This is a genomic window from Danxiaibacter flavus (assembly GCF_041060425.1).
In the GTDB taxonomy this organism is placed as follows: Bacteria; Bacteroidota; Bacteroidia; order Chitinophagales; family Chitinophagaceae; genus Danxiaibacter; species Danxiaibacter flavus.
In genome coordinates this window covers 58,380-70,259 of the sequence record NZ_JAULBC010000012.1, presented here as the reverse complement: position 1 = coordinate 70,259, position 11,880 = coordinate 58,380, and the positions used below count along the sequence as shown (strand labels likewise).

Below are 11,880 nucleotides of genomic sequence, written 5' to 3'. Positions count from 1 at the left end.
TTTATATAGCGATGCTATAAACCCGCCACAACGTATAACCGGCAATTATAAACCAGTGAACATTGTGTTATTACAAACTTGTACCGTTGACCGTGTGGGTGCATACACCGATGGATAGCTAGTTGATCTTTCATATGTTTTGGACTTTGGAACGAAGTAAGCGTAATACGCCTGGATAAAAAATCAGCTGGCTGTACTATTTTACCTGATGAGCAGATTTAAAGGTTTCACGCAATCCCGCACAGTACTGTGGGGATTGCGTGAAACCCTTGCGCCTTTGCGTGAAATACCAGGCAACAAGAGGCCTATTCAGCGGGCAGCATTCCCTTGCCATCGCAAACTTCATGTGCCACCTCATACACCGCTTCTACCATTTTTTGAAGATCGTTGTACAGCAAGGCATGTTGCTTAATGTCTGAATTATCCTCTTGCAGTGTATCAAAGAACCAATCGCTTAGTTTTTCCCTTATTTCTGAAAGCGTGTAGTTATTGAAAAAACGAACAATAATATCGCATGGCTCTTTGGTTTCGGGCTTGTTGAGGACATTGTACAGCTTGAGCCATTTTGAAGAAGCAGCGGTTGTGGGCAGAGGATTTTGCATGAAGATTGGGTTTGTACGAAGTAAGTTTATTAACCGCCGCTAAAAAATCAGGTAGATGCGATATTTTACCAATCCTCTTTTTGCCCACAGTAAGACTTAAATACTTTTTACACCAACAGGTAAATATTATATTTGTCGGCACACATATTCTTACAACTATGGCAGAACATACCATCCACCAGGGAGAAAAGATTAAGAGGTTCCGGGAGATGCTTGGCGTAAAACAAGACGCGCTGGCAATGGAGCTTGGAGACGACTGGAACCAAAGAAAAGTATCGATGCTGGAAGCAAAAGCTGAAATAGAACCGGCGTTGTTTGAGAAGGTTGCTAAAGCCTTGAAGGTGCCTAAGGAAGCGATTGAGAATTTTGATACTAAGGAAGCTGTAAATATATTTTCGCACAATAGTTATGACAGCTCCACAATAAATAGCTATAACTGCAGTAACACCCAAATATTTAACCCCATCGAAGAAATATTGAAGATATATAAAGAGAAGGAGGCGCTGTGTGAAAGAATGTTGAAGGATAAGGATGAGATGATCGCGAGGTTGGAGAAGCTGTTGGAGAAATAGCTAACATATAAAGAAATTAATTTTTAGTGTTTCAACTAAAAGATATGCTCATTTTCTTGGCAGATTTTATTGTTTGATGACTATTCAAGTTGTACTAAATATTTGCTGATCAAAATTTAGAAAATAATTCTCCTATCCCTAACGTGGACGCCCTTGCCTGGCCCAACTATCAAACACAGCCTCTGATCTGTAACTTTGTAAAAACAATATTCCGGATGGCCGATATACACAGCAAAACGGTTAGAAGTTACAATATGAGCAAAATTAAAAGTAAAAACACTAAGCCGGAGTTAGTGGTACGGAAATTCCTTTTTTCTCATGGTATTCGTTATCGTCTTCATCAAAATAAACTCGCAGGCAAACCAGACATAGTACTTTCGAAATACAAAACAGTAATTTTTATACATGGTTGCTTTTGGCACGGACATAACGAGTGCGCTTATGCTTCACTGCCGAAAACTCGCACGGAGTGGTGGAAGGAGAAAATCGCTAAAAACATAGCTAACGATGAAAAGGCAGTCAGATACTTAAGGGAAACAGGGTGGCGGGTTATAGTCATTTGGAGCTGCGACTTAAAACCAAAAACGCAAGAAATTGTATTAGCTAAACTTCTCAACGAACTGAAAAATTGTTAATACCACCGTTCATACATTTCTGAAGTTCTTATATGCCTTTTTCCTTTATTTAAATTACACGATAAACACAACAATTGAATATTTGCTACATCATTTAGTCCGCCTTGTGCCAAGGGAATTATATGATCATAGTGTTTTTGATTGTGAATGGATAGAATTCCATTCAGATTCTTGAGACAAAAACAGCATCGTCCCCTATCTCTAAAATAAACAGCTTTTTTACACCACGCAGGGATGCCTACTCGTTTTAAAAAACCATTTTTATTAAAATACTTCGCACTTTCGCCTTTATCGTTATTATTATCGTGAATTTTCTGTGCTATCAGAAGATTGAAACGCAATAGTACTTCTCTGTTATTGAACATAATGTGAAATATTTCATTAGCAATAACTTCATATAATACTTCTAAAATACCTGATTCAACAAGCTCCTCATGATGCCTTTCAATATCTGCATAGTTTTTCACATCGAGCATTAATGAGTAATTTTTTATGCCATACTCTTCTAATACCGAATCCACATAGGGCTTAAATTTTAAATCTCGGTTAAGTTTGCAGTATTCATAATTACGTTGATCGTGACAATGCATATCGTCTTCTAGAAAGTTGCATAAGACATGCTCTATAAACACATGAAAAGCACTTCGTTTTTGAAAAGGTTTTGTGAGTTGATTAATAAATCCTCTTTCCTCAAAGAAATCGCTTACAAATCCGGCCAGTTCAGGATCGTTGTTTAGGACATTATCAACAATATTAGCATAATAATAAGTGTTATAGTATGTGTGTTTAAAGAAACTATTCATTTCTGTATTGTTCTTTTTTCTTCTATAAAAATCGCCCTGAAACAAGTGACAAGATCACGACGAACCTTATTTTATCCGCAATTTCAGCATGCAAACACCTAACAGGAAGAATGAGTTCCATCTTATGCGATGAGCTAAGTTCATCGTAGTGGTTATTTACAAGGATTTTAAACATCAAATCTCTATTATTCAAGGCCGATATCGTTCGGATCAATCTTCCAAACAATTTTTACCGGTGTTGTGTCGAAATATTCCTTGGCAATTATGTTACCCTCAAATGTAAACGGAGAGCGGTCATCTGTTCTGGTAAATAGAAAAATTTTTTGACCAAGCGGCGGATTAATCATTCTTCTAATTTGCGGTTGATTTATATGCGATTGGTGCGTTGCTTCCCAAATGAATAGTTCTCCTTCCCAATAATTGTTATAATCGTGGCCGGTGCGGCCAGGAATACCAATGTTTGAAAAAATAAAAATGTTTCCCTCGTAGCTTCGATAACCTTTATCCCAAGCGCCTCGCTGCTTTTCAGACGGAACATTTAGAACTTTATAAATGTCATGTTTGGTGTAAAATTGGCCTTTAACAAACATTTTAACTGGTTTATAATGAGGCAAAATCAATTCCCACGCGCATGGCATGTGCAAACGAATTATTTGCCATTCTTTGTGTATAATTCTCTTTCAAGGTAGAATGATAAACCAACGTGTACTGGTTTTGTAGTCCATCTTTACCTACTAATTTGTTATCATAAATTTTGGAATCTGGAATATTTATAATAACAGGTTTAGGATTCCAATTAACCGCTGATACGCCCGTGTCATTTTTTATATAAGAACAAAAAACTCCATCCCCTTCTTTAATTAATTTATTTATATCTCCCGTGTTGCCACCAACAAAGAAAAAATTATTCTTAATATTCTCCTTCGGATTTAGACAATCGCAATGGGCTGTCACACATAAAAAAAAGCGTCCATCCCTTTTTCCATTTTGGTCGACGGTGAAAAATATATCTCCGAACCGAAGCGCAGAACCAGAGTATTTCTGAATATGAAGGATGTTATAATAGACGTTGAGTTTTTTTATCTCTGCTAGAATCTGCACCTCATCTTTACTAAACGAATCAATCGACGCTTCTAAATTTTTATCTTTTTTGTATATATTCCAAAAAGCCGCAGTAACACTTTTAAGTTTTCCTTGTTTGTGGTCAAAATAAGATATTGTATGACTTTTAATGATACTCATTAAGAATTCAATAAATGCCTCCTTCTTATCAAGCTGATGGAATAATATTTCATCTTTAATTAAGTCTGCATCTTTACCCACAAATCCAGAGCTTTCTCTTAAAAGTCCTCTCACTTCAAGGCTAATTAGGGTAAGCAGATTTCCTGCAACTTTTTGGATTGCATTCGTGAAAAAATCAAATAAATCTTTCGGTTCCGGATTATTTTTACTCGTTACTTGTATGATGGTGTGATTTACAACAATAAAGTTGTCCGCTATGTAATCAGTCTTAACTTCTGTTGGATAATCAAGATCATCAAAAAGGGGTTCTTCGTGCACATAATATCCGAGAACATCACAAGCCTTAGTCAGATCGATGTTAACCTTTTTCAACCCCTGCATAAAAATCCTGTAATTATTTCCAAGCTCATTTTGAATTTTCGATTTAAGCTCATTTAACTTGGTTTGTTTCAGTTCTCCCGTAGTCAAGGCTAATTGAAAGAAAAATTTATCGTGAGCTCGAAACAGTTTCAGCGTGTCAATACCCAACTCAGCTTCCAATGCTTCCAGCATCACTTCGCAGGCATTTTGACTTTCCTTATTAAAGGAGTTATCAAAGTACGCTTTAATAGAATAAAGTATTTCATCAAGATTTTTACTTTCTGTATAGATTGACACAAAGTGTAGATTATCTGTTTGTACAGCCTTTTTCAGAATCTTCAAAGTTTCCGGTTGTTTTAGAGCTTGCGTGTCATCTAGTTGCCAATCCAGAATTAACAGGTCTCTGTTTTTAAAGATATAGTCGACATCATCATTCCAATTTTTATTGTACCGATAGAAGTCTATTGTTTTTTTTGCGCCTCTGAAGGAATTAAAAAGTCCCTGGGATACGTTATAATATTGTTCGTTTGTTGCATTTTTTTCCGTGAAAGGCTCAACTATTTTGTCATCAATATAAACTGATGATAAAATAGAATTCTGAATAATGGCAGTCGGAGTCAGTTCTATCGCATTCATAAGGTTGAAATGGGTTTTATTATAAAGCAAGCACCGTTTAGACGGTTGTATTTCGGCTCATTACTGGCTTCTATATCAAATCCTATCCCGTTAAGGCTTTGCTTGGCTAAGTATAATCCAATGCCCCGGCCTTTCGGACGCTCGGAGTAGAATAGTTTAAAAATATCTTCTAACAAATGATCTTCAATAGGCATACCAGAGTTCATGATTAAGAGATTATTGCCATCAACATCTATTCTTATTTCCTTGTCGTCTACGCGTTGAAGCCAATAAATTGCATTGTTGACTATATTAATCAACACGGGTTTGAAAATCGACTCGTACGATTTTACTGTCCATTTTTTGGCTTGATCAGTAATTGTAAATTTGATATTATGTTCGTTCAGCCTAGATTCAAAAAACTCTTCTGTGTATTCTTTCAGTTCTTTGCCTGTAATGTCTTTTTGAACTCGTCCCGTTGTTCTGTATATAGGTTGCAGTAGTTTGTAATTATCTTGCAGGTGCTCAAAGGCATTTGACAGGTGTCTATAAAATTTGTGTGGGTCTTTCCCCGCTTTCAAATAGGGCTGAATATTCTTAATGCTCTCGGCCATTTGCGCGTAGATCGTATTGAATTGGTGGTCGATTATCTCCACGGCGATGCCCAATTGTGCCAGCTCGTAAGTTTTGTTCCATTCCTCCTTCATTTCCTCAAACTGATCTTTATAATACCCAACAAGGTTATCCTCGTTTACATCAAAGCTCAATCTGCGTAAGTGGTTTAAATAAGGTTCTACACGATTCCGTATGCGTTCTTGCGATTCTTTGAAGATAGTTTCTAAGATTTTAAGACTTCTACCTATTTCCGTTGCATTATTACGTGCGGGGATAATTGCCGTATGTTTTTCACCAAACTCAGCCAGAAATATAGCTTTTTCGGAATTGAATTCGCTTCTTATTTTATCAAATACTTTCGCTAAATCGCCCTCATAATCCTGATAATAGCGAGATAAGGTATTTTCGTAATAAATGGCTTTTTCTTCAAATTCTTTAAAGAGTTCATGTACTTTCAATTTATCTCTTACGGGGCGCAGTACCTCTTCCGACTGCTCAAACGCTTTAACAACCGAGGCATATATCTTATTGTAGGCATGAAATTTTTTGGATTGCAGCTCTGTGGGTTTGAACCTTGCAGGTTTGGCAACTTTGTATTGCGTTAGGCGCGTTTTACAATCCTCAACTTTGCCCATTAACTGCTGTATTTGTTCATAAGCAAGATTCTCTTGTAACGACTTTTGTTTAAGACTGGCTATGTGCTGCTGAAATTCAGCTTGTAAATTTTCTAATTCTTGAGGTTTATCTTTAAGTTCCTTGGCAAAGTTTTTACGCGCTTCATTATCACGTTCATGTTCTTGCTTTTCCGCGACAGCCCTTTTTATTAAGTCATCTTGTTGGTCTTCTTTATAGCTATATTCAGCGCGAGTAGCGAAATATTTTTTAGCTAAATCACGAAAGAATGCAATCAGGTCCGTTTTGAAATCTCTGTATGCTTGGTTATTAATGAAGCCTTCACGACTCGATTTGTCTTTTAGCTTTTCATTATGTTTACGAGTTATTTCGATGTAGCCGAACATGTTTCGTTTAGCAAAAAAGTTTTCACCAGCATGTTTTCCTCTTCGTTCTTCAAATTCTAAAAAGTCGGTGTCTTGTCGACCGTAAGGCAGTACCCTAAATCCATCACGATAAATAAATAATCCACTGTATAAATCTAGCTTAATGTCAAATGCTCGTTTATTTTCACCTTTAACTAAACTTTGGTTTTCAAGAGGGTTTACATATCCCATTTTAATCTTGAACGAACCATAAGTAGTGTTCCCTTTTTTCTTTTGGGGAACAAATTTGTGTGGTACAGTTTTGTTATAAATCCTGACTTTACCTACAAATTCTCCTTGACCGTCAAACTCTCCCTCTATTAAGTGATCACAATTTGTAAAATCATTGGGATTAAAAAAGGCGCGATGAGTTAGCAAATCATATCGCCCGGTTTCATCGCTCTCGTATATCCAGAAATAAGTTTTATGTTCAGGCTCTTCATTTTTAAACAGGTTAAATAATCCAACAAGAGTAGAGACTGTATGGTTAATGGTCGTATCGTCCTTATCTACTTTAGCTTCTCGCTTAGTAAAATCCGTTAATTGGACAAGTTGTTCATCAGACTGGAAAATAACAAAACGAGTAGAATGTGTAGTTACGGGCTTTTGTAGCATATCAGCAATCCAATCTTCCGTAATAAATTCCGGAACGCTCAATTGCTCACATTCTGAAATAATCTTTACTTTCAGTTCTTGCTGATCTTTCCAAGGATCGGATTGTCCTGCACGTATTTCAGGAAAATTGAGTAGAAACTCTTCTTTCAATTGGAGAAAAGCTTCTTCAAACGCATCAACAGAGGTGATAGAACGAATAGGAATATTAACATCAGAAAGAAACAGGTCGTAATTTTCCAAAATGCGCCAATCAAAAAATACCATTTCCAACGGGCATTTCTTCTTCTTTGTCAGCATCAGCATTTGCGGGCCAAGGTAAGCTACGGCCAAGCGGCCGATTCCTTTTTCCCCCATTTTTACGCGGGGCCTCTTATTCAATGTGGTGTCGGGTCCCTCAACATCAGCTTCTCCACGCGTTTTCGAGTCTGTACCCAACACAAACCATTTATTTAACACATCTTCCTTATCCATTCCCTTGCCGTCATCCGAAAGCACGAAAACGGGATCGGGATATTGCTGATAGCCAGGCATGTATAATGCCGCCTCTAATTTATCTCCATAGGCATCATATCCGTTCTTCCATAGCTCTGAAATGGCCGTGGGCAAATCGGCAATCTGGCCTTTTCCCAGCAGCTCAACTGCTCTGGCCTTGGTTCTGAATTGAGCCATAGTGTTTATAACATTGTAGTAAACATTCTGCAATAGCTTGCGCCAATTTAGGAGGTACAGCATTGCCTATCATGCGGGCAGCTACCACCATACTGTTGGAATAGAAGTGATAGTTGGCCGGGAAGGATTGTAATATAGCACCTTCTTTTATAGACAAACCCCTATCTTGTTCCGGGTGACCAAAACGTCCGTTAGAAATGCTGTAGAACTTAGTAGTAATTGTTGGAGATGGCAAATCCCAAAATATCCGGCTGTACACATCTATAAAAGTTTTGTCTTTTCCTTTATAGCATTTTAATTGCAGATCATCATCGTCTTTCCAAGCCAACCGTGTGCCTCCGTCATGTGGGGTCTTGCGTATGCGTTTCAGGTTTATTGTTTCCAAGCGGCCAGTCCAATGCTTGTCAATACCATCATCTTTATGCCCCGCTTCAATTTCTGGCAAATGACCGATTGCATGTCTAACAGTTACTTGAGTCCTATTTTTAGGAATAGGAATCTTAATTTGCTTGCCCAGACGTGTTGCAACTAATACATATCGTTTCCTGTTTTGAGGCACTTTATAATCAGAAGCATTTACTATATCGTCGTCAAACACATATCCCAATGATTCAATGTAATTTTTAAATCGTGCAAGTGGACTTCCTGCCTTCGTTTCAAGGCCCGGAACATTTTCGACAAACAGAAATCCTGGACGGAAATAATCGACAAATCGTTTGAACTCTTCTAAAAGCAACTTACCCCCAGAGGATTTCGTTTTATCGGTTTGCATGGTAGTGTAATATTGACATGGACTACATCCGACAAAAACCATATCGTCCATATTTGGAACAATGTTCAGGTCAGCAGCAAGTTGCTCCGGTTGATATGAAGCAATGTCCGCTTGAATGAAAGCTGCACCCTTATTGTTTTTTTCGTATGTCTCTTTATAACTGTCATCTATATCAATTCCACCGAGCACGGTAATACCAGCTTTCCTAAAGCCACAGGTAACCCCTCCGGAACAGCAAAAGAAGTCCACAGCCTTGAGTTTAGGTTTATCTTGTTGACTCAATTTTTTCATTAGATTTTCAAAAAGGTCAGTAACAGAATCTTTAATAGTATAAGTTTATATTTAAAAAATCACACTAATCACCTCTGCGTTCCTTATGCAAGGTTGCTCATAAGGTATACAAATATAATAATTGATAATTGGTATTGCTTATTTTTTGCTTTGAATAACTTAACAGGAGTTGTTAATAGATAAAAATTAAGGCTGTCTCCATGTGAATTCAACATTGCCTATCTGCTAAAATTGGTGACTATGACTTACACTCTTGGTCTTGGCTATGTCGTTCAAAACAGTCAGTCGGGTTAGTAACCCGCGTATATGTGCCGTGTAAACTGAAATTCGCCTTCTGAAAACAAGTAAAGTGCCAGACTATGGACCCATTTAGAAAAAGTTAATTGCTCTGCCAACAGGGCCACCGAGACAGTTTGTTTATTTTCGTCTCGAAATCTAAATTCTCTTTAATAAGTATCGGAAGCATTAAATATCATTAGCAATAATTGGTCGTTCCAAAAAGGAAATTAACTTCTCCATATTTTCTGCTCACCACTCCCAACAGCTAATTCCAGTGAACATCAACAAATGATCCAGTTTCTTTCCTCCCACCATTTCCCTCACATCCCCCCCTCAAATCCCTCCAAACTCCCTCTCCCCAAAAAACAACCTGTACTCCTTAATCCGCCCATTAGAGCTATCCTGCCGGGGAAGTACTTTTATCCCGCTTATTTTGTAATTCCCGCCAAGGTCAATAACAACCTGGTGTGGCAGTGGTGCTGTTTTATCCTGCCACTCGGTGTGCCAGATACTGGTGAATTGAAGGTCAAAAATATTTGCAGCATTACCATCGTTGCCGGACAATTCTTCACTGTCTGCATACAGGATCTTCCATTGGTTGCGCGGTATCTCTTTTCCGTTTTCATCAAGCAGTTCAAGTTCTGCGATGGATGTGTAAGGCAGGTTATTTACTTCGCTTAAAGCTTCGAGACAAAAATACCTGGCGACTACTGGTTTAAATCGTTGTGACTGCCATTCTTTGCTATTGACAAATGAGCCCTGGTACCAGGCATCTTTTTCATCCAGTGTCCACTTCTGCGATGGCTTTTTGTGCGCCTGTTCTTTCTTTTCGGTGAGGCTATCCAGTATTGGTTTGTCCAGTCCCTGCAATGAAGGATCCTCCATTCCAAACAGGTCAAAGACCACCACTTCATTGGCGCCCTTTTTTAGCCAGCAGCCGGGGAGGTACATCGTTTGTGTAGGTCCAATGTTCCAGAACCTACCCAGGCAAATGCCGTTTACCCAAACCAGTCCCTTGTGCCATTTACGCAGATCCAGGTAAGTGTCGGCTTGTTCCGCGACATTAAATGTGGCGCGATAAAAACCGGGGGAACTCATGCGTTGAGGCGCCAGTTTTTTGAAAGTAAGCGGGATGTTTTTTTCTCCTAACAGAATTGGATAATGCGTCCATTGTTTTAATTCTTTACTGAGGGTGCCTTCAGACAAAATCACTTTTCCATGAATCCCTTTGCGGTCCTGCATAAGGGCGCCATAATTCACCCGGCCCATGGCTTCTACCAGGATCTTTAACGCTGCATTCTTTTTATGCGCAGGCAATGCAATGCGATAAGGCGTCTTTCTTCTGTCGATGGTACCGATGAGTGAATCGTTGAGGTATACCAGTGCGTAATCATGTATGTCTTCAAATGTGAGCGTGCCTTTATCTCCACTGGCTAGCGTGGTTTGATACAAAACAGCGCCATACCCCTGGTTGAGGTCTTCCATCAACAAAGTAGTGTCTGATAAAACCGGTTGCGGCAATTGTTTCCAAAGGGGTGCCATTCCCGTGAACTGAATGTTTTCTATCTTTTGAGAAGGCTTTGATTCGGGTACATCAGGAAGTGTTTCGCCATCCTGCAGGTATTGATTCAAAAGATTCCTGATGGCATAATATTTCGGTGTAGCTGCACCTGATTCGTTGATGGGCGCATCATAATCATAGCTGCTGGTTTGCGGAAGATAGGGATTGGCATTGGCACCTGTGTAGGTACCAAATGTGGTACCTCCGTGCACCATATAAATACTGAAGGAAGCTTTATGCTCCAGCATCCACTTTAGTTCATCCACCACTTTTTGGGTTTCTCCGCTGTGGTGCGGTCTGCCCCAACTATCGAACCAGCCGGGATAATATTCTGCGCACATCAGCGGGCCGTTGGGCTGTACTTCACGCAAAGCTTTAAAAGCCGCTTCCGGGTTTCCCCCGAAATTTACAGCGGCAAAAATATCGGAGCGTGTATCATTCTTTAACTGCGCCGCACCATCACAGGTAAACAAGGGCACTTCAAAACCTGCCTCTTTTAAATAATCACGAATGATGCCTATATAGTTCGTGTCGTTACCATAACTACCATATTCATTTTCTACCTGTACCATCAGTATATTGCCTCCCCTGGTAATTTGGAGGGGCGCTAGTTTCTTTCCTACTTCCATAAGGTATTTCCTGCTGGTTTCGAGATAGTACGGTTCCTGCGTGCGCAGGCGGAGATCTTTATTTTTTAGTAACCACCAGGGAAAACCTCCGAACTCCCATTCGGCGCAGGAGTATGGCCCGGGACGCAATATCACATACAAACCTTCCTGCCGGGCAATCTCGCAGAATTCAACCGCATCTGACTGGCCTGTCCAGGTAAATTTACCGGGCTCTTTTTCGATGATGTTCCAGAACAGGTAAGCGCATACCGTATTCAGCCCCATCGCTTTCGCCATCTTTAAGCGGTGGCGCCAGTATTCACGGGGTATACGCGCGTAATGCAACTCTCCGCAACGTATCACGTAAGGCTTGCCATTTAGTAAAAAGGCATCTTCACCAATGGAAAATGTTTGTGACGAATTTTGGGAAAAAACAGTCAGCGAAACAAAAAGAAGGGCAACAGAATAAAGAGTTTTTAAACGCATATCGATCTATCAACTTTTTTGAATAGTTATTAATAAAAAAATACAGTTACACGGAGAAACACTGAGCAGACACAGAGGTTCACAGAGAGTCCGCCATGCAAATCTGTCATTGGCACGA

Annotated in this window: 9 protein-coding genes; 2 read left to right on the top strand and 7 right to left on the bottom strand. The window is 39.3% G+C overall.

Annotated elements, in window-relative coordinates:
- Positions 1–305: 305 nt before the first annotated feature.
- The gene (locus tag QTN47_RS26275) at positions 306–602 is read right to left on the bottom strand and encodes a hypothetical protein (protein ID WP_369332434.1); all 297 of its coding nucleotides are present in this window, start codon (positions 600–602) and stop codon (positions 306–308) included.
- A gap of 158 nt (positions 603–760) precedes the next feature.
- On the opposite strand from QTN47_RS26275, the gene QTN47_RS26270 reads away from it, so the two are divergent.
- Both QTN47_RS26270 and QTN47_RS26265 read left to right on the top strand, forming a co-directional pair.
- On the top strand, positions 761–1,174 hold the full coding sequence (locus QTN47_RS26270) for a helix-turn-helix domain-containing protein (protein WP_369332433.1): 414 nt from the start codon (positions 761–763) through the stop codon (positions 1,172–1,174).
- A 215-nt stretch (positions 1,175–1,389) separates the two neighbouring features.
- Positions 1,390–1,809: a very short patch repair endonuclease gene (locus tag QTN47_RS26265; RefSeq protein WP_369332432.1), complete on the top strand. Its 420-nt coding sequence runs from the start codon at positions 1,390–1,392 to the stop codon at positions 1,807–1,809.
- Here QTN47_RS26265 and QTN47_RS26260 read toward each other — a convergent pair.
- From QTN47_RS26260 to QTN47_RS26235, 6 genes are all read right to left on the bottom strand, one after another.
- The gene (locus QTN47_RS26260) at positions 1,806–2,612 is read right to left on the bottom strand and encodes an HNH endonuclease (protein WP_369332431.1); all 807 of its coding nucleotides are present in this window, start codon (positions 2,610–2,612) and stop codon (positions 1,806–1,808) included. The genes QTN47_RS26265 and QTN47_RS26260 overlap by 4 nt on opposite strands.
- Before the next feature lie 185 nt (positions 2,613–2,797).
- Positions 2,798–3,202 carry a hypothetical protein gene (locus tag QTN47_RS26255; protein ID WP_369332430.1) on the bottom strand — a complete coding sequence of 135 codons (405 nt, stop codon included), beginning with the start codon at positions 3,200–3,202 and terminating at the stop codon, positions 2,798–2,800.
- A 10-nt stretch (positions 3,203–3,212) separates the two neighbouring features.
- Entirely contained in the window at positions 3,213–4,850 is a 1,638-nt protein-coding gene (locus tag QTN47_RS26250) for a response regulator receiver domain (protein ID WP_369332429.1), read from the bottom strand.
- Positions 4,847–7,765, bottom strand: a complete 2,919-nt coding sequence (locus QTN47_RS26245; protein ID WP_369332428.1) for an ATP-binding protein — start codon at positions 7,763–7,765, stop codon at positions 4,847–4,849. Before QTN47_RS26245 ends, QTN47_RS26250 begins: the two co-directional genes overlap by 4 nt.
- Positions 7,731–8,828 (bottom strand): DNA cytosine methyltransferase, encoded by a 1,098-nt coding sequence (locus tag QTN47_RS26240; protein WP_369332427.1) that lies wholly within the window; start codon positions 8,826–8,828, stop codon positions 7,731–7,733. Before QTN47_RS26240 ends, QTN47_RS26245 begins: the two co-directional genes overlap by 35 nt.
- A 612-nt stretch (positions 8,829–9,440) precedes the next feature.
- Positions 9,441–11,762 carry a beta-galactosidase gene (locus QTN47_RS26235; RefSeq protein ID WP_369332426.1) on the bottom strand — a complete coding sequence of 774 codons (2,322 nt, stop codon included), beginning with the start codon at positions 11,760–11,762 and terminating at the stop codon, positions 9,441–9,443.
- Positions 11,763–11,880 lie beyond the last annotated feature (118 nt).

What these genes read in the sequence shown, in the direction of transcription:
- QTN47_RS26275 (WP_369332434.1), bottom strand. Translation starts at nt 602, where the DNA reads ATGCAAAATCCTCTGCCCACAACCGCTGCTTCTTCAAAATGGCTCAAG.
- QTN47_RS26270 (WP_369332433.1), top strand. Translation starts at nt 761, where the DNA reads ATGGCAGAACATACCATCCACCAGGGAGAAAAGATTAAGAGGTTCCGG.
- QTN47_RS26265 (WP_369332432.1), top strand. Translation starts at nt 1,390, where the DNA reads ATGGCCGATATACACAGCAAAACGGTTAGAAGTTACAATATGAGCAAA.
- QTN47_RS26260 (WP_369332431.1), bottom strand. Translation starts at nt 2,612, where the DNA reads ATGAATAGTTTCTTTAAACACACATACTATAACACTTATTATTATGCT.
- QTN47_RS26255 (WP_369332430.1), bottom strand. Translation starts at nt 3,202, where the DNA reads ATGTTTGTTAAAGGCCAATTTTACACCAAACATGACATTTATAAAGTT.
- QTN47_RS26250 (WP_369332429.1), bottom strand. Translation starts at nt 4,850, where the DNA reads ATGAATGCGATAGAACTGACTCCGACTGCCATTATTCAGAATTCTATT.
- QTN47_RS26245 (WP_369332428.1), bottom strand. Translation starts at nt 7,765, where the DNA reads ATGGCTCAATTCAGAACCAAGGCCAGAGCAGTTGAGCTGCTGGGAAAA.
- QTN47_RS26240 (WP_369332427.1), bottom strand. Translation starts at nt 8,828, where the DNA reads ATGAAAAAATTGAGTCAACAAGATAAACCTAAACTCAAGGCTGTGGAC.
- QTN47_RS26235 (WP_369332426.1), bottom strand. Translation starts at nt 11,762, where the DNA reads ATGCGTTTAAAAACTCTTTATTCTGTTGCCCTTCTTTTTGTTTCGCTG.